The sequence below is a fragment of the Bartonella sp. CM120XJJH genome (assembly GCF_042194715.1).
Taxonomy (GTDB): domain Bacteria; phylum Pseudomonadota; class Alphaproteobacteria; order Rhizobiales; family Rhizobiaceae; genus Bartonella.
Map to the genome: position 1 here is coordinate 57416 of NZ_JBHINE010000001.1, position 19133 is coordinate 76548.

Consider the following 19133-nt stretch of genomic DNA (forward strand, 5'->3'; position numbering starts at 1 on the left):
TTTAGAAACAAGGTTCTTTAATTAAGTTATGATTTTTGCAATCAATCACGGTTTGAGCCAAGAAACTGTAGCAAGAAAACAAACATATTGATGAAATCAAGATAAAGATTCAACGCGCCCATAATAACTTTACGTCCTCTGGTGTCGCTTTCATCTCCTTCGTAATACATCAACTTAATGCTCTGGGTATCGTAGGCTGTCAAACCAGCAAAGATAAAAACACCAATCACAGAGATAGCAAATTGCAAAGCGCTTGATCCAAGAAAAATGTTCACAATCATGGAAAGCAGCAAGCCGATCAATCCGATGAATAAGAATGAACCGATTGCTGTGAGATCACGCTTTGTTGTGTATCCATAAAGTGAAAGAGCTCCAAAAGTTGCGGCGGAAATGACAAAGGTTTGCACAACACTTTCTGTCGTATAGCGCAAAACAATTGAAGACAGTGAAAGACCAACCAGAGCAGCATAACCAAAAAAGAGACTACGAGCAGCATTTGTGCTCAATGTATTAATTCTAAAACTGAGGAATAAAACTGCTATGAGTGGTGCAAACATAACAATATAAGAGAATGGTGATGTATAAAATGTTACTCCAAATGGTGTTAGATAAACACTGCTATTGATTTGAGCTGCTGCTTGGTTCATATCTGTTGTCGTTGCTAATGATACAATTGCATAAGCGGCAGCAGCTGTAATAAGCAAACCAATGGCCATTGTATTATAGACACCCAACATATAGTCGCGTAATCCCTGATCAATTGATGCATCGGCATGAGAAGCAGGTGCCGAACGTAAATCTTTAAAATTAGCCATAATATAAAATCCTTTAGCATATGTTCCGTCAGGTATAGGGCTTTAAAAGTGTCTCTGTCATTACACAGATAAGCTTGGCATAAGCCTTAATTGGGCAAATACAAAAACCCTCAAGAATCACTGACAGAATTCCAGTATACCTGCCCTTATTATGGCAATTTATTTAAAAATTACAAGAGATTTATATAAGCAAGGAACCTTACAAATTGGTAAGGAAAGAGTTCATTTTAATAAAAAATATTTCCATTTTTGCCATATTTTTGCAAGATAAAAAGACTATACTTAAGAATTTTCTATTATTCACGGGAATATGTAATACAATCATTTATAAAATATCCACTATCTTTACGCTTATAAGAAAAGCGGCAAGTATCATTGCACTATTTTTCAGCCTCAGATTATTGCATCTGTTTTGTATGGTTAGAAGACCTATTGAATTAGATTTTTATATAATATATTGATATATAATGATAAATTGTCTTTTTTGAATGCTAAATGACACTCCGAAAATCGTAAGATTCTCTGGTTGCAAATCTGCTTATTTAAATCAATCAAGATTATTGATTTGCTTGTGTCTTGCAAGAAACATGGTTTTAATGGATTCAGCATGAACAGATTCCAAATAAAAGAGATTTAGGATATTAAAGGCTCCCATTCAATAGGAAAAACGGTATTTTATATTTATAATCAATATGTTGCTTTAACAAGACACCGTTGAAAATAGTTAAAAAAAATGTTTTTTATTAAACAATATATAAAATAAAAAAGGAGAGCTTTTAAACGAAGTACTTAAGAAAGGCTCTGTAAAAACGATACCTGTAAAAACTAAAGAAACATGCGAAAAGCAATTGTTCTAATCAAATAAACAGAACTTTAAATGCTGTGAAATATTTCCTCAAAATTATGATGTAGGACACATGGATAAAAAATATTGATTTCTATATGAGTTTATTTCTTTTGCATTAACCAAGTGTAGAATGTAAGGTTGAAAAGAAAATAAGAGCTTATAATTTTATGAAAAGAAACACGTGAAATAACGAGCAACAAGAACTGATTAAGAAAAATCAATGTGTAATCATACTTGTGATGGTCAATAATCTCTATTTTCTAAAGAAATGAGTATATCAATGAGAAGATGTACTGTTGGAATGACGTTTTGCTTTCATCCAAGTACGCAATTCTTCAATGAGGATGGCAATAACACCGAGAGTGATAAAACTATCTGCAAGATTGAAAATAGCAAAATAAAAAATATCATCAATATGAAAAAGTATATAATCAGTGACATGATGAAAGCGAATACGATCAATGAGATTGCCGATTGCTCCCCCAATAATAAGAATAAGGCCAAAGCGCATTAAAGACTTATTATATTCAGTATTTTTCCATAACCATAGAAGGAAGATAATCACAATGATCGTGATGGCGATGATTCCCCACTGAGAAAAGGAAGAAAAAAACGAAAATGCAATGCCAGAATTGCGCACATGATAAAGGGAAAGAAAAGGAATAAGCGAAATTTCTGTTCCTAAGGGCATATTGTGCATAATCCAGTATTTGACAACTTGATCAAGTACTACTGTCAAAGCCAAGCCCAAGAGAAGAAAAGGGAGTGATTTACGAATCATGTTTTTCCTCAGATGGTTCCAGTATTAAATAGGGGCGACGGATTTCATAAAGCATAACAGCTGTTGCTACAGCTAGATTAAGCGAGTCTGCTCGTCCGCTTTGTGGAATACGCGTAAGTTTATCACACCGATTTGTAAGAAGATCTGATAATCCCTGTTTTTCATTCCCCATTAAAAGGATAATAGGGCCATTTTTGAAATCAAGTGTGCGATAATCCTGAGACCCTTTGAGATGTGTTCCAACGACCATACCTTTAAAGTGAGAAGACCAATTTAAAAAGGCGCTTTCATCAAAACGATAAAGTGGTACAGAGAAAATAGACCCCATGGTTGCACGGACCGTTTCAGGCGAGAAAGGGTCTGTTGTTTCGCCAATTAAAATAACACCTTTAGCACCTACAGCATCAGCGGTTCGAATAATGGTACCAAGATTTCCAGGATCACGTACACGATCAAGCGCGATGTAAACATCTTTAATCTGTCCTTTTATCATTTCAAAAGAGTGCCATTTTTGCTTGAAAATACCAATAACTGTTTGTGGATTATCGCGTCGGGTAAGTGATTCCATAACCTTTTGTGAGGCTTTAATAACAAAACCACCGTTGGCTACAGCACGTGCAGCAGTATTTTCGATAGCAGCATTACCAATTTTACTTTTAGAAAAAATAAGCGTCTGTATTGTCCAGCCGAGATCGAGAGCATCAATGACTAATTTCAATCCCTCTGCCATGAAAAGACCTTCTCTATTACGATTTTTCTTTTGGCTAAGTGCTTTAAGATCTTTTATGATGGGGTTGCTAAGAGAGGTAATTTCTTTCACTCTGCCAGTTTTGGGTCTACACATATTCAAGCAATCCAACGGCTAAAAAGAGAAGTAGAAAGAGCACGTCCTGCAACTTCTTCACGCAAAATGAGTTCTCCTGATTCGACCGTACCATCAAGATTTACAAATGCATCACGCATTAAAGCATGAAGTGCAAAGAAGGAAGCACGAATAGAATAAGCTGTAAGGACAACAGAGAGCGGTTTATCAGAGAGAAGTTTACGACAATTTGTGATCATAGCGGGCAAATGATCAAACAGTTGCCAAATTTCACCATGGGGTCCACGCCCATAAGCGGGAGGATCAAGAAGAATCATGTCATAGCTTTTCTTACGACGCAGTTCACGCTCGACAAATTTCATAGCATCATCGCAAATCCAGCGAATAGAATGATCTGGTAATCCTGCTCTTTCTTGATTAGCTTTTGCCCACGCAATGGCTTTTTTAGAAGCATCAACATGGGTAACATTCGCACCCGCTCGCGCCCCAATCAAAGAGGCGATACCTGTATAGCCAAAAAGATTCAACAATTTTATAGGACGTTCGGCTTTAACAATTTGTTCTTCCATAGAGCGCCAATGGGCATCTTGTTCAGGAAAAACCCCCACATGCCGAAAGGAAGTAAAACGGCCTAGAAAAGACAATCCATTCCAAGCAAGAGTCCATGTTTCATCGAGTGGCTTTTTAGGAAAATGCCAACGACCAACCCCTTCTTCATCAAGGTTTCCTGTGAAAATAGCATCAACATCAGCCCATTGTTTTTGTGGTAAAGCGGGTTTCCATAGTGCTTGACCTTCTGGTCGAATAATGCGGTAAGCTCCATAACGTTCTAATTTTTGTCCATGACCAGAATCAATGAGAGCATAGTTTTCGCTTATACCCGTTTCTAAAATAAGGGGCAGCTTTTCCTGCGGATATCTATTGTTATGGGAAGATTGAAAGCATTGTGCGGGCATGTTTTGTATCACGGTTGAGGTATGAAAATATATTATAAAGTTCTTAAGTGTTTCGTAAAAGTGCAAAAGAGCTAAAATCAATTAAAATATGTATAAAAAAGAAAAAGAGCACTTTTAACTCTGTACTGAATATCAAATACAGAGAGAAAAGATTTCATTTAAATACCATTACACCAGATTTGTGATAGACGTTTTCAATTTTTCAATCTCGGCGTTACTTTTTTTGAGAGCTTTTTTGTATTTGTGATAGGAAAACCAACTGATCAGATTTCCTAATAAAATACCAAAACCAAAGAAAATAAAGAGCCATATAAAGAGGGGAGCATGATAAGTAAAACTTTCAGAATCTGCTCGAAAAGGATCAAGGGTTAACGGAACCATTTGACGATTAGCCACGATAAAAACAATCAAAAACGCTGCGAGAATCACACCGATACTTGTTAGAAGAATACGTTTAATTATCATAAGTTTCTCACTGATTAAGACGGTCGCGTAAATCCTTGCCAGTTTTAAAAAAGGGAATCCACTTCTCTTCAACAGAAACGGCTTCACCTGTTCGTGGATTACGTCCATTACGGGCTGAACGGCTTTTTACAGAAAAAGCTCCAAATCCTCGAAGTTCAACGCGATTGCCATTTGCAAGTGCTGTTGAAATTTCCTCAAAAATAGCGTTTACAATATTCTCCACATCCCGTTGAAAAAGATGCGGGTTATGACGAGCGATAATTTGCACGAGCTCTGATTTTACCACAATAGCCTCACTTTCACACAAATTTTTTTCGTAATTGTGCACTTCATGCATATTACAATATATAAACGGATAAAAGCAAAATAAAACCAAGAAAAAACAAATTGCAAGAAACAAAATTTGAAAATACCTTCTATAAAGGTTATACAGATTAAAAATGCGGAGTATTTAAGAGATTAGGAGAGTATGTCCGTACACAATCATTATGAAGCTTTTCCAACGCAATCATCTTTTGGAGATGTTTTTAAAAAAGCATCCCGTCATTCGCGTCGCATTAGCATATTAAAAATTTTTTTACCTCTTTTAGCGTTGATTTCAGCGCTGGTTTTTTGCTGGTTTACGTTTTTCTTGGTTCCTGTTACTTCTGATTCTACGCCTTTGAATCATGAAGAAAGTGGCGTGATGAATTTGACGATGCTCAATCCAAAATTAGAAGGGTATACGCGTGCTCATGAACCTTATTGGCTTAAAGCAGAAAAGGCATTTCAAGACCATACACACGCTGGAATGATTGGATTGCAAAACATTACAGCTAAAGCATTTATGGGCCAACAAAGACAGGTTTTTCTCGCAGCGCAAGGGGGGGTTTACGATAACATTAATGGTTTTTTACAGTTGGACAAGCCATTTACCATTACGACGAATGATGGGATGATGGTACAGTTTATGTCAGCTAGTATTAACTTATCCGAGGGACAGTTAAAAACAGATCAACGTGTTAATATTCAGCAAGCTGGTTTGCATCTTGCCGCAAACGCCTTACAAATTCGAGAAAAAGGAAAAAACATGTATTTCCATGGTGGTGTGCATCTAGTGTTTCAAAAGCAATGACGCAATATCAATACGAATCTTTAGAGGATATTTATAAAGAGAAGTACATGTATATACAAACAGAAGAATTGAAATAATGAAATCATACAAAAGATGGATAGGTGTGATGTTGGCTTTTAGCATGGGAATGTTAGGAGGAGGAGCTGTTCTAGGATATGCTGAAGTGGCCCATTTTGGAATAAGTCTATCAAGCGACAAAGAACCGGTAGAACTTCATGCAGATTCTTTGGAAATACGTGATAAAGAAGGGATAGCGCTTTTTAAGGGTGATGTTTCAGTGGTGCAAGGTGAACGTCTTTTAAGAACGGCAGAATTAGTTGTTTACTACGATAAAGCATATAAAGAAATTGATAAAAACAAGAAAGATACAAAGGCATCATCTGTTTCTTTATTTGGTTCATCAGGTATACAAAAAATGGAAGCTTTGGGAGAAGTTTATATAAAAATTGCTACGCAAATTGCTACGGGTGATAAAGGCGTTTTTGATGGAAAGTCAAAAATGATGAGTTTGACAGGGAATCATGTTGTGTTAACTGATGGTGACAATGTGGCAACGGGGTGCAAACTAACGGCAAATATGGAAAGCGGAAAGGCTTTTTTAGAAGGTTGTGAGACGCCTAAGAAAAAGGGTCGTGTTTCCATTATTTTAAAACAAAATCAAAAGAATGGCCATTAAGATTTCATGTTTGGAATCAAAAGAAAAAAACAGACCGATAGGTATAATCTTGAAAGTGAAGCTTCAAAAAATCCCTTAAAAGGGACCTTGATTGCCAGTAATTTGATTAAAGTTTATCGAGGAAGACGAACTGTTAATGGTGTTTCTTTTGGCATTCGTACAGGAGAAGCTGTTGGCATTTTAGGGCCCAATGGGGCAGGTAAAACAACTTGTTTTTATATGGTTACGGGGCTCATAAAATCTGATGGAGGATCCATTAAAATTGATGGATTTGATATTACGCATCTTCCGATGTATCGACGTGCGCGTTTGGGTATTGGATATCTTCCACAGGAGGCTTCTATTTTTCGTGGTCTTTCAGTAGAAAATAACATTAAAGCTGTTTTAGAGGTCGTTGAAAAAGATCGCCTTAAACAGCGTGAAGAGTTAGATAGCCTTTTACATGAATTTAAAATTGATCATTTACGTAAAATGTCTGCACTTTCGTTATCTGGAGGTGAACGTCGGCGACTTGAAATTGCGCGCGCTTTAGCTTCTCGTCCCCATTTTATGTTACTTGATGAACCATTTGCAGGAATTGATCCTATAGCTATTTTCGATATTCAACAACTTATTCGTCATCTAACTAGGCGTGGCATTGGTGTTTTAATAACGGATCATAATGTGCGTGAGACATTAGGGCTTGTCGATCGCGCTTATATTATTCATACAGGGCGGGTATTAGTTCACGGCTGTCCTAATGATATTATCAACAACGTTGATGTACGCAGGATTTATTTGGGAAATCAGTTTTCCCTTTGATTTTACAGTTTTCACGAGTTTCGATTTAATTTTAATCAAACATTATTACTGAAAATCTCCTTATTTATGCCAAAACTTCTTTTATGACTATAACCTTAGAATGTTTTTATTGAGTGGTGAAAAAGGATTCATCATTAAAGGGTTAGTTTGTTGTTTTATAAGTTTAGCTTACTCATGATTGTATCATAGAAAAAATATCACTAGATTAACTTGATAATGAGTGATAAACGAAGCTCGCAATAAATGCGTGTATTATTGAAAGGTAAGAGATGTTTATCATATTTTTCTCTGTCGAATCAAATAATATATCGATGATGCTGTTTTAGGTATTTTGATGGGAGCACCGGTTATTCAATGTGAGTTGTCGTATTTTATTGTTTTATATGGCCTATTTAAAAATAGGAGCTCAGCTACAGATATCAGGCTAAATCTATAAATTTTTAAAGTAATCATTAAATCTCTAAAACCTTTATATTCTTGTTATAAGGCGATATTCAAGCTATACAGTAATTTTCAAAGTAAAGGTCCATTTTGCGCAGTACGCTTTTCATCTTAATTTAAGGGATCATTTTTAAAGAAAGAAAAACTCTGATGGCGAATTATACATCAACCCTTATGACAAGTTTAATAAATTTATGAATAATGACCTTTTCTAGAGTCGTAAGGAAATTAACTTTATGAACAACTTCATTTCTTCGTTTTCTCATGCCGTTAATGAGGAGCTAAATACTATTTATTGTTCTGTTAAAAGTGATATGACATGTATTGAGTTATCACCTGCTATAAATTGAAAAATAAAACACATGCGATGTTGCGAAAAGTGAAAAACATTAAATGTCTATACCGTTTATAGGTTTATTTATGAGCATTTGAGCGTGTAAGAGGAAAATTAAAGTATGAATTTGAGTGAGTTAATAGCACCGGAAGCGATCATTCCGGCTCTTAAGGCTAATTCGAAAAAACAAGTTCTACAAATTTTAGCAGAAAAGGCTTCTAAGCTGACAGGTCTTAGTGAGCATGTAATTTTTGATGTTGTTTTGCAACGCGAGAAGCTTGGTTCAACGGGTTTGGGTGGTGGTATTGCGATTCCTCATGGGAAATTACCTAATATTAATCGGATTATTGGTATATTTGCACGTCTTGAAAGTCCTGTTGATTTTGAAGCTCTCGATGACGAACCTATAGATCTTGTTTTTCTCCTTTTGGCACCTGAAAATGCTGGTGCAGATCACTTAAAAGCTTTATCACAGATTGCACGTGTTTTGCGTCATGCTGATGTTGTGCAAAAGTTGCGCAATACGCATAATGCCAATGCGCTTTATGCTTTATTGATTCAAACTTCAGAATCAAATGCAGCTTAAAAGGTATTATGGGTGTATAAATTGCGAGGTATGCATCACAGAGCGTGGGAAATAATATAATTTGCATCTTAAGACTAATAACAAAAGATTATGTCATGAGATTTAAAAAATAATTTCTAAGTGAACCTTCTTGTTAAAGAATAAGCAACAAAAACGAAGGACTTGTCCTTTCTTGTTCTCGTATATTAAAGCATCTAATTATTATGTTCGTGGATTCTTTTATCCTGTTATACTGTAAAAACACTATCGTTTGAGGTGTGGTGAGATAAATCCTGTAAGTCTTCTTAATATATTAAGTGCTTTTAGAGTGCGTAGTAAATATTCTTGAGTAGGACTTGTCTATAGATCCTTTAGTTAAGTGAATCACATGAGTGGGAAGGCAAGAGGAGACCGCTCGACAAGAATACAAACTTTTTCAGTCAAGATTGGATTAAGAATCTTCGTTCTTTGAGGCTGGAGAAGAAATCAATAGGAAAGTTTATTTGTGCATTGAATCTTTTTGTAATTTAAATTTGGGTATTTAGGGATAATATTATTAAGGTTCAAGTAGACAATAAGGGATATTGTATCCTGTATGTATTAGTAGATTGATTTTAAATATAAATCACTATTTTTCATGTTGGATGAGAGATCTGAATATTGTAAGCTTCTCTCATTCCAAATTTGTTTATATTGAATCAATAAAAATCATTTTCTTGCACGTTATAAACGGAATTAGCGTGTGGATAAAACTGTATAAGACAAGGAGTAAAAATGCCTCTTATGAACCGTCTCAAGAGCCAAGGGCTGTAGCAATATTAGAAGCTGGAAATAGTGTGATGGTGCCGGTTTGCTTCTTCAAAATGGGAGATATCAATTATTTTAATAGGTATGATTTAGATGTCAGCTGTTGTATAGAGCTCATACTAAAAAATAATTTTGTACAGTAAGAATGAAAATTATATATTTAGATTGGGTGAAAGAGCTTTGTGCATGGGAAGACTTATACAGATCCACTTTAATTGATTAAAATGTTGTTAAAAAACGATAAAGTTAGAATTGCTGTAGAAAAAAGTTTTATATTTTTGTTTATAAATTACTGAGAAACAAGAGAAGGAAACTTTCCAAAAGAATTTTTAAGAAGCTTTTTATAACAGAAAGAAAAATATCGTCTAATACATTAAAATAATATGATTAAGATATTATAAGCTACTGAAATCAGTTTAGAAATTAACAATTTGAGATGAAATATATAGGGAAATAAGATCAAAAGAAACAAAGTTGTATGTGATTATTGAGATAGAATCAAAATTCTTTATGTTTTATTATTAATATCTTGATAATATTCTATTATTTTTTCAAGATATTTTGAAGATTATGAAAGGGCGGTATGGGGATGATGTTGAATACGAAGTGTGAATGCACTATAATGGGTGAAAGGTAAGGTATTTACGAACATAAATGTATTGAATGTGTGAAGTCGAAAAGTGATATTCGAAAAGCTGTGAAGTTTTTTGGGAGTACGGGGTGTATTTTCAAAATTTTGCAGAAGATTTTTTGTGATATAAAGAGTATAGTTTTTTTCTTAATAGAGTGGTGGTGTATTTTCATCTTGTTATGAAGTTTTATTGCTTGAAGAAATCGTTTTTTACACAAAAACGAAATGAGTAGCATAAAATGAAAATGTTATTTTTTAATGTGGTTATTGAATAAGAAGTTTATATTTTGGTAAAAACTAAAAGGTCACAATGAAACATAGAAATCTATTCTGATGGTGTGAAAATATTTCGCTTATTGGAGGAATTAGGACAGTGATACATGGGTATAGAGAAGTTTTTTGAATTTTTCCAATGAAGAGAATCTTGTTAGAGACTAAAGAAGTGAGCTAAATAAAGATGTTTGAAAAGACTGTTATTACTGCATCTGTAATGGTTCTGGTTACAGCTGGGGCAACATATGCACAAACGCCAAATCGTTTAAATCAATTTGAAGCGTGGGGGGCCTATTCTTATAAATCGCCCAAAAATACGATTTGCTATGTGTTATCTGTACCTTTGAAGGCTCTTCCAACAACGGTTAATCATGGTGATAACTTTTTCTTAATTACCAAGCGTTCTCATTCACCTGTTTCGTTTGAACCGCAGTTTATGGCTGGTTATAAGCTTCAAGAAGGGTCGAGAGTGACAGTGACCATTGGAAATAAGGACTTTGATTTTTTCACGAAGGATTCCTCAGCTTGGTTGGCATCATCAGAGCTAGAAAAGCAGCTTGTTTCTGCTATACGTGCTGGAAACAATATGACAGTGCAAGCGATATCAAAACGAGGAACGCATACTACCTATACTTATTCCTTAAAAGGGGTTACTGCTGCTTTAAATGCAGCTCAAAAGTGCCATTAAGGTTTCGATAATTTCTAAAATAGTGATGTGAATTGGAAAGCAATGGCCATTTCCTATGACCTTAGACCAGTTGGTTCATGTTTTGCGCGAGAAACAGATAATGTGGTCGTGAAGGAGAGTTCTAAGCTCTCTTTAATTGGTTTGTCGCAAGATGAGATGGTGCAAGCTTTAAAGACAGTTGGTGTACCAGAGCATCAAACGCGTATGCGTGTGCGTCAGCTTTGGCATTGGCTTTATGTGCGTGGTGTTTCAAATTTTGATGAGATGCTGAATATTTCCAAAGCAATGCAAGAGACACTTAAGTGTCATTTCTCCATTGCGCGCCCAGAAATTGTTGGAGAACAAATATCAAAAGATGGTACGCGTAAATGGCTCTTACGTTTTCCTGCGCGTGGAGCTGGAAAGCCTGTTGAAATTGAAACGGTTTATATCCCTGAAGAAGGACGTGGTACTTTATGTCTTTCATCGCAAGTAGGGTGTACGTTAACTTGCTCTTTTTGCCATACGGGAACGCAGATGCTTGTTCGCAATCTGACTGCGGAAGAAATTTTGGCACAATTATTGGTTGCACGTGATTGTTTAGGTGATTTTCCTGATAAAAATACCCCTGATGGGGCAATAGTTCCCCTTGAAGGTCGCAAAATTACCAATATTGTTATGATGGGGATGGGAGAACCTCTTTATAATTTTGAAGCTGTTAAAAAAGCTTTATTGATTGCTTCTGATGGTGATGGGCTTTCTTTATCAAAACGTCGGATTACGCTTTCAACCAGTGGAGTTGTTCCTGGAATTATCCGAACCGGAGAAGAAATTGGTGTTATGTTAGCTATTTCACTCCACGCAGTACACGATACATTAAGGGATATGCTTGTTCCTATTAATAAAAAATATCCGCTTGCTTTACTCATGGAGGCTTGCCGTAATTATCCTGGTCTTTCTAATGCAAAACGAATCACTTTTGAATATGTTATGCTTAAAGATATCAATGATAGTTTAGATGACGCTAAGCGATTGATTCAGTTATTGAAAGGGATTCCTGCTAAGATCAATTTAATCCCTTTTAATCCGTGGCCAGGGAGTAATTATCAGTGTTCTGATTGGGAGCAAATCGAACGTTTTGCTGATGTCGTTAATCAAGCGGGCTATGCTTCTCCTATTCGGATACCGCGTGGACGCGATATTTTAGCGGCATGTGGACAACTTAAATCAGCTTCAGAGCGTTTACGGAAATCTGAACGTTTGCGACTTGAAAATGCCATTGGTCATTAGTTAATCCAACTTTCAGCGACATTAAAGCCTATGCTTTTTTTCAGTAAATCAGCATATAATAGCATGTGTGAGACAGAGATTAAGATGGATAAGTGCGAGACGAATAGTTTCAGCTTTTATAAGCTAAATAGGGTAAGATATTGCCTATAATTTGTTTGCATAATCTCTGAAATAAGAAGGAAGCCTAATTTAGAGGGAATATGAAGTGTAAGGATTGTAATTAATTTACACCTTATTATCATACCCTTTAATTCGGTTTTATGACTTTTAAAAGCATTCACGGTAATATCCTTTAAAAAGTGGAGATTGTGCCTTGCCTCACTTTTTTGTTTGTTACGTTCTTTAACAAGATTACGCCTCACACACAAAACGGAGTTTCTAAAATATAAATACCATTGTGTTGTCTATTGACATGTTTTTAAAAAAGTATTCTCTAATGTACTCCCCATTTCATGATAAGGCTTATGAAGAGTATAAAACAAAGGAATCTATGGAATTACGATATTACCTCACTCTTACATTTAATAAAGGTGTCAATTGGTACCACCATTTAATTTTTTAACTCTAAATATTGTAACGCTTTTGGCACTTGAGATAGTTCATAAGAGGTATTTTTATTCTTTTCTTAGATAGTTTTTATCCATACGAAAACTCCTGCTTCCCTTGTGATGTACAAAGGAAATGTATTGTTTTATTCAACATAAACAGGTTTTAAATGAGAGAATCCTACGATGTTTGGGTTCTTATTTAAATTAAAAACGATACATTACACTTATAAATCAATGTTTTGTAACTATAAGGAGATGAAGGGCAAAGCTGGTAAAAGTACCAGCAATAAGCCAGTCGAGAAAGCGAATATAAAGAGGATTTTTCTTGAGAATTTTGGTAAGTTTATGCGCTGTAAAAACGACAGAAATTGTAATAGGAAAAGAAATAGGAATATAAGAGAGTCCTAAAAAGAGTAGCTTTTGTGTTGCCATAGGATCATTCGCATTGATAAATTGTGGTAAGAATGTCGCGTTAAAGAGTATAACTTTAGGATTTAGAAGATTGATTCCAATACCAGCAAGATAGTTACGTTTAGCGCTTTGAGATTTAGAAGATGTCTGTTCAAAGGAAAATGTCGGATTTCTCCGTAATGCTTGAAAGGAAAACCATAAAAGATAAAATGCGCCGGCAATTTTTAGAAGAATAAAAGTGTGTGGCGCGGCAAAAATAAGTGCTGATAAGCCAAGTGCTACAGCGGTAACCTGAATGGCAAACCCTGTTGCACTTCCCAAGGCGCACATAATTCCAGCTTTTTTGCTTTGTGTAATGGTTCGTCCTACAGAAAGCATCATATCTGGTCCTGGAATAAGTGCTAAAATCAACGATGCTAAAGCAAATTGTACAACAATAGACCACTCCGGTAGAAATGACACGTAAATCTCCTTTTATTTTTAACCAGTGTTCACTATTTATACTTTTAGACGCCTTTATTTACGCTTTTTGCGTCTTTTTAATGTTGCTTAAAAAGAATTTATTTTTATACTTCTTGCATCGTTTTGATTTCTGGGTAGAAATAAATGAGCAGCTCATATAGAACTTTGAAATGAAGAAGTGGCAAAATATTAGAAAAGTTGTTTTGGCTTATTCAGGGGGATTGGATACGTCAATTATTCTCAAATGGTTGCAAAGTACGCTAAGCGTTGAAGTTGTAACTTTTACAGCAGATTTGGGGCAGGGGGAAGAGCTAGAATTTGCTCGTCGTAAAGCTGAAATGCTAGGTGTTAAAGAAATCTACATTGAGGATTTGCGCGAAGAATTTGTGCGTGATTTTGTGTTTCCGATGTTTCGAGCCAATACCGTTTATGAGGGGACTTATCTTTTAGGAACATCAATTGCACGCCCACTTATTTCAAAACGGCTTATTGAAATTGCTAAGGAAACAGGAGCAGATGCAATTGCTCATGGGGCAACGGGCAAAGGCAATGATCAGGTACGCTTTGAGCTTTCCGCTTATGCTCTTAATCCTGATATAAAGATTATTGCTCCATGGCGTGATTGGGATTTTAAGAGTCGGACAGATCTGTTTGAATTTGCTCGTACACATCAAATTCCTGTAGAAAAGGATAAGCAAGGCGAAGCGCCTTTTTCAGTGGATGCAAATTTATTGCATTCTTCATCAGAAGGAAAGATTTTAGAAGATCCAGCACTTCCTGCTCCTGAATATGTCCATATGCGTACTCTTTCGGTGGAAGATGCTCCAGATCAAGCAACCAGAATCACTCTTGGCTTTAAAAAAGGTGATGCTGTTTCAATCAATGGAAAAAATTTATCTCCTGCAACTTTACTTGCAGAATTAAATCATTATGGGCGCGATAATGGCATTGGTCGGTTAGATTTGGTGGAAAATCGCTTTGTGGGTATGAAGTCGCGGGGTATTTATGAAACCCCAGGGGGGACCATTCTTTTAACGGCTCACAGAGCTATAGAATCTTTAACGCTAGATCGTGGTGCAGCTCATTTAAAAGATGAATTGATGCCACGTTATGCAGAACTCATTTATTATGGATTTTGGTTTTCGCCGGAACGTAAGATGCTGCAGGCAGCCATTGATTTATCTCAAGAACATGTTGAAGGTGAAGTCACGTTAAAACTCTATAAAGGAAACGTGATTGTTGAAGGACGCCAAAGTAAAAAATCACTTTATTCGAATGAGTTGGTAACTTTCGAGGATGATCAAGGTACTTATGATCAAAGAGATGCAACTGGTTTTATTAAATTAAATGCTCTACGTTTGCGTACATTAGCAATGCGTCATCAAAGTGATAAAGAAAAGAAATAGAAAATTACGGTGACAAGTGTAGTGTGGATTAATGCTTTTGTGTGAAATGCCTAACTTAAGCATTTTATCTGTTGGTTTTTACCATTCTTTCATTCAATATTGGAAGCTTATCTTTTGTGCTAATAAATATAATAAGCAAAACCCATGATGATAATAGCAATGAAGGCTTCAATAATCAAAAACAAGTCAATTTTGCTTTATAATATTGAATGTTTTTGATTTTATCAGAATAAAATATGTTTATAGCGAAGGCAGTTTTTGTATTGTGACTTAAGAGTATAAAGAAATTTTCATCTTTTTGCTTGCTATTATTGACGAATAAATTCAAGAACCATACACCCTATTTTTAAAGAGTGTAATTTTTAGGATAAATAATGATGCGTGATCAGTGTGATACCCTCAGCCTTACGCCTGAATTAAAAGATGCAGCTTCTCAATCGAGAACTTGGCCATTTGAAGAAGCACGTAAGATTATCAAACGGTATGAAAAGACGGGTTATCCAGACAGTGTGATATTTGAAACAGGTTATGGACCTTCTGGTTTACCGCATATTGGAACTTTTGGGGAAGTTGCACGTACAACTATGGTGCGCCATGCATTTCATATTCTTACGGACAATAAAGTAAAAACAAAATTGCTTTGTTTTTCTGATGATATGGATGGTTTGCGCAAGGTTCCTGAGAATGTGCCTGATCGCGAAAGGATGGAACATTATCTTGGTCAACCGTTGAGCCGTGTACCAGACCCTTTTGGAGATGATTATCCTTCTTTTGGGGCAGCAAATAATGCGCGGTTACGGGCTTTCCTTGATCGTTTTGGTTTTGATTATGAATTTGCAAGTGCTACGGATTATTACAGTTCCAGTCGTTTTGATGAAACGCTTTTGAAAATTCTTGCCTGTTATGACAAGGTTATGGCAATTATTTTACCAACATTAGGTGAAGAACGGCAAGCGACCTATTCACTCTTTCTACCGATTTCTCCCTTTTCTGGAAAAGTATTACAGGTGCCGATGATTGCGCGTAATGTTGAAAAAGGTACAGTCACTTATATTGAGCCAGAAACAGGAGAAACCATAGAAACAGAGGTTACAGGGGGCAAGGTTAAGTGTCAGTGGAAGGTAGATTGGGCAATGCGTTGGACAGCGCTTGGCGTTGATTATGAAATGGCAGGAAAAGACCTTATCGATTCCACAAATCTTTCTTCTAAAATTTGTAAAGTATTAGGTGGAAAGCCCCCAGAAGGATTCAACTATGAGCTCTTTTTAGATGAGAAAGGGCAGAAAATTTCCAAATCCAAAGGAAATGGCTTAACCATTGATGAATGGCTTACTTATGCCCCAACAGAGAGTTTAGGGCTTTATATGTTTTCAAAACCGAAAACAGCAAAAAGGCTTTATTTTGATGTTATTCCCAAAGCTGTGGATGAATACTATGCGCATCTTTCAGCCTATGGTCGCCAAGAATGGAAAGAGCGTCTGAATAACCCTGTATGGCATATTCATAATGGTTGTCCACCGCAGGTTGATTTGCCTGTATCCTTTGCGATGCTCCTAAATTTGGTAAGTGCTTCAAATGCGGAGAATGCAGAAGTTCTTTGGGGTTTTATTTCTCGTTACGCTAAAGGAGCAAATGCACAAACTTATCCAGAACTTGATCAATTGGTGAAGTTTGCTATTAAATATTTTGATGTTTTTGTTAAACCAAACAAGAAATTTCGTATACCAGATGATAGTGAACGAGCAACATTAGCACAAATTGATGAAAAACTAGCTAATTTACCTGAAACCGTTGATGGTAACATATTACAAAATATGCTTCTTGATGTTGCACGGTTAACGGAACGCTATCAAGATCATAGCAAAAAAAGCCCTGAAGGTGGGCCTGGTGTTTCCAATGTTTTTTTTCAAATGTTGTATGAAGTCCTTCTGGGACAAGAGCGAGGTCCACGATGGGGATCATTTATAGCGCTTTATGGGATTGATGAAATGCGTGCACTGATTGCTGAAGCGCTTGCACGGCCGACGGAGGAATAATGGAACGAAGAGTGCAGGAAGTAAAGCGACGCCGTACATTTGCAATTATTGCTCACCCAGATGCGGGGAAAACAACATTAACAGAAAAGCTTTTATTGTTTGGTGGTGCTATTCAACTTGCAGGAGAAGTAAAAGCCAAAAAAGATCGTATTCAAACCCGTTCTGATTGGATGAATATTGAGCGTGATCGTGGTATTTCCGTTGTGACTTCGGTGATGACGTTTGAATATGAAAATCATATTTTTAATCTCCTAGATACTCCAGGACATGAGGACTTTGCGGATGATACGTATCGCACTCTCACAGCTGTTGATAGTGCTATCATGGTATTGGATGGGGCACGCGGGATTGAGCCAAGAACACTGAAATTGTTTGAAGTGTGTCGGATGCGGGATATTCCTATTGTTACGTTTATCAATAAAATGGATCGTGAGGCGCGTGATCCTTTAGAGCTTTTAGATGAAATTGAAGAAAAGCTTGCTCTTGATACTGCGCCTATAACATGGCCAATTGGTACGGGTAAAGATTTTGTTGGTACCTATGACCTTCATCATAATCGTTTTCGTCAAAAAGATGATGAGATAACACAGCGGATAGTTTCAAATCCCAGAGAGGTTGTCCATTTACTCCCTGAATATCAACATTCAACTTTTATTGAAGGGGTAGAACTCGCTCAAAGTGTTTGCAAGAATTTTGATCTTCAAGCTTTCCGTGAAGGTCATATGACTCCGGTTTATTTTGGTTCAGCTTTGCGAAATTTTGGTGTTCGTGATTTGATCAATGCGCTTATTGATTTTGGTCAAAGTCCTCGTGATCAAAGTGCAGATCAGCGCAATGTCATAGCCATGGAACCTAAAATGACGGGTTTTGTTTTTAAAATTCAAGCGAATATGGACCCTAATCATCGTGATCGTATTGCATTTTTTCGGGTGTGTTCGGGAACTCTTGAACGTGGTATGAAAACAAAGTTGGTTCGAACAGGAAAACCGATGACACTTTCGGCTCCACAATTTTTCTTTGCGCGTTCACGCCAAATTGCTGATCAAGCCTATGCCGGTGATATCGTAGGGATTCCTAATCATGGAACATTGCGTATTGGCGATACTTTGACTGAAGGAGAAGATATCCTCTTTAAGGGAGTACCAAATTTTGCACCAGAGATTTTGCGTCGTGTTTGTTTAGGCGATCCAATGAAAGCAAAAAAGCTCAAAGAAGCTTTGCAACAAATGGCTGAAGAAGGGGTTGTACAATTGTTTATTCCTGATGATGGGTCGCCTTCTCTCATTGGTGTTATTGGTGCTTTGCAAATTGATGTTTTAACGGAACGACTTAAGGTGGAATACTCTCTGCCGGTAAGTTTTGAATCAGCGCGCTTTAATTTATGCCGTTGGATTTCAGCGCAGAGCAAAGATGAGTTGCAAAAGTTTCTCAGCAATCACCGCTCTGCTATTGCGTATGATTTAGAAGGTGATCCAGTTTTTTTAGCAGAAAATCATTTTTCATTGAATTATGAAGCAGAGCGGGCACCGAAAATAAAATTTGCAGCTTTTAAGGATTATCAAGTACGCTCTTAAAATAAAGAAAAATATTTTCTACAATAATTTGATTTATAATGATAATTTATCGTTTTTCATATTGAAACAATCAACATCATTTGTTTTCACGTCATAAGTAGGATTGGTGTGTGCGTAAAAACACTTGAAGCAAGAAATACAAAGCCTCTTATAAACCTTCTCTATAGCCAAGAGCTTTCAAAATATTGGATGAGGGTAAAAAAGTGATGATGGTAGTGTGTGACGTATCTTATCCCATTCACGGAAGTTACATTATACTATTCATTTATATTATTTACGGGACGACATTACGAGGTAGGCTCAAGTACAATGAAAGATGTCTCTTTAAAAACAAATATATAAAATTGCAACATAATGATATTTTTGGGCATTCTATTTTTCATCAGGGATGTGATCCTAGCAAGATAGAG

16 protein-coding genes are annotated in these 19133 nt (G+C 36.2%); 9 read left to right on the top strand and 7 right to left on the bottom strand.

From position 1 onward, the window contains the following. Window positions 1-41 precede the first annotated feature (41 nt). The 6 genes from ACFIKU_RS00265 to ihfB all read right to left on the bottom strand — a co-directional run bounded on the left by ACFIKU_RS00265 (window position 42) and on the right by ihfB (window position 4973). A complete protein-coding gene (locus tag ACFIKU_RS00265; RefSeq protein ID WP_375641285.1) occupies window positions 42-815 on the bottom strand; it encodes a Bax inhibitor-1/YccA family protein in 774 nt (257 codons plus the stop codon). A gap of 1124 nt (window positions 816-1939) precedes the next feature. Continuing rightward, complete coding sequence (gene lspA, locus ACFIKU_RS00270; RefSeq protein ID WP_375641287.1) at window positions 1940-2443, bottom strand: signal peptidase II; 504 nt, start codon at window positions 2441-2443, stop codon at window positions 1940-1942. Beyond that, on the bottom strand, window positions 2433-3287 hold the full coding sequence (locus ACFIKU_RS00275) for a TrmH family RNA methyltransferase (protein ID WP_375641289.1): 855 nt from the start codon (window positions 3285-3287) through the stop codon (window positions 2433-2435). Before ACFIKU_RS00275 ends, lspA begins: the two co-directional genes overlap by 11 nt. Before the next feature lie 2 nt (window positions 3288-3289). Beyond that, window positions 3290-4222, bottom strand: a complete 933-nt coding sequence (locus ACFIKU_RS00280) for a class I SAM-dependent methyltransferase (protein WP_375641291.1) — start codon at window positions 4220-4222, stop codon at window positions 3290-3292. A 168-nt stretch (window positions 4223-4390) separates the two neighbouring features. Next, a complete protein-coding gene (locus tag ACFIKU_RS00285) occupies window positions 4391-4687 on the bottom strand; it encodes a LapA family protein (RefSeq protein ID WP_375626136.1) in 297 nt (98 codons plus the stop codon). 7 nt (window positions 4688-4694) lie between these two features. Next, a complete protein-coding gene (ihfB, locus tag ACFIKU_RS00290; RefSeq protein WP_012754445.1) occupies window positions 4695-4973 on the bottom strand; it encodes an integration host factor subunit beta in 279 nt (92 codons plus the stop codon). A gap of 183 nt (window positions 4974-5156) precedes the next feature. On the opposite strand from ihfB, the gene lptC reads away from it, so the two are divergent. From lptC to rlmN, 6 genes are all read left to right on the top strand, one after another. Continuing rightward, window positions 5157-5801, top strand: a complete 645-nt coding sequence (gene lptC / locus ACFIKU_RS00295) for an LPS export ABC transporter periplasmic protein LptC (RefSeq protein WP_375641294.1) — start codon at window positions 5157-5159, stop codon at window positions 5799-5801. A gap of 76 nt (window positions 5802-5877) precedes the next feature. Next, a complete protein-coding gene (locus tag ACFIKU_RS00300; RefSeq protein ID WP_375641295.1) occupies window positions 5878-6477 on the top strand; it encodes an LptA/OstA family protein in 600 nt (199 codons plus the stop codon). A 6-nt stretch (window positions 6478-6483) separates the two neighbouring features. Then, window positions 6484-7278, top strand: coding sequence for an LPS export ABC transporter ATP-binding protein (gene lptB / locus ACFIKU_RS00305; RefSeq protein ID WP_012754448.1), 795 nt, complete (start codon window positions 6484-6486; stop codon window positions 7276-7278). Between the two features lie 896 nt (window positions 7279-8174). After that, window positions 8175-8639 (top strand): PTS IIA-like nitrogen regulatory protein PtsN, encoded by a 465-nt coding sequence (gene ptsN, locus ACFIKU_RS00310; protein WP_273722380.1) that lies wholly within the window; start codon window positions 8175-8177, stop codon window positions 8637-8639. 1874 nt (window positions 8640-10513) lie between these two features. Next, window positions 10514-11017: an invasion associated locus B family protein gene (locus tag ACFIKU_RS00315; RefSeq protein ID WP_375641297.1), complete on the top strand. Its 504-nt coding sequence runs from the start codon at window positions 10514-10516 to the stop codon at window positions 11015-11017. 42 nt (window positions 11018-11059) lie between these two features. Next, the gene (gene rlmN, locus ACFIKU_RS00320; protein ID WP_375641298.1) at window positions 11060-12286 is read left to right on the top strand and encodes a 23S rRNA (adenine(2503)-C(2))-methyltransferase RlmN; all 1227 of its coding nucleotides are present in this window, start codon (window positions 11060-11062) and stop codon (window positions 12284-12286) included. Window positions 12287-13065: 779 nt separating this feature from the next. On the opposite strand, the gene ACFIKU_RS00325 is transcribed toward rlmN, so the two are convergent. Further along, window positions 13066-13707, bottom strand: coding sequence for a LysE family translocator (locus ACFIKU_RS00325; protein ID WP_375656346.1), 642 nt, complete (start codon window positions 13705-13707; stop codon window positions 13066-13068). 170 nt (window positions 13708-13877) lie between these two features. On the opposite strand from ACFIKU_RS00325, the gene ACFIKU_RS00330 reads away from it, so the two are divergent. The 3 genes from ACFIKU_RS00330 (at window position 13878) to ACFIKU_RS00340 (ending at window position 18723) form a co-directional block, all read left to right on the top strand. After that, window positions 13878-15113 (top strand): argininosuccinate synthase, encoded by a 1236-nt coding sequence (locus tag ACFIKU_RS00330; protein WP_375641301.1) that lies wholly within the window; start codon window positions 13878-13880, stop codon window positions 15111-15113. 374 nt (window positions 15114-15487) lie between these two features. Further along, window positions 15488-17149, top strand: coding sequence for a lysine--tRNA ligase (locus ACFIKU_RS00335; protein ID WP_375656347.1), 1662 nt, complete (start codon window positions 15488-15490; stop codon window positions 17147-17149). Then, window positions 17149-18723 carry a peptide chain release factor 3 gene (locus ACFIKU_RS00340; RefSeq protein ID WP_375656348.1) on the top strand — a complete coding sequence of 525 codons (1575 nt, stop codon included), beginning with the start codon at window positions 17149-17151 and terminating at the stop codon, window positions 18721-18723. Before ACFIKU_RS00335 ends, ACFIKU_RS00340 begins: the two co-directional genes overlap by 1 nt. The last annotated feature ends 410 nt before the right edge of the window (window positions 18724-19133 follow it).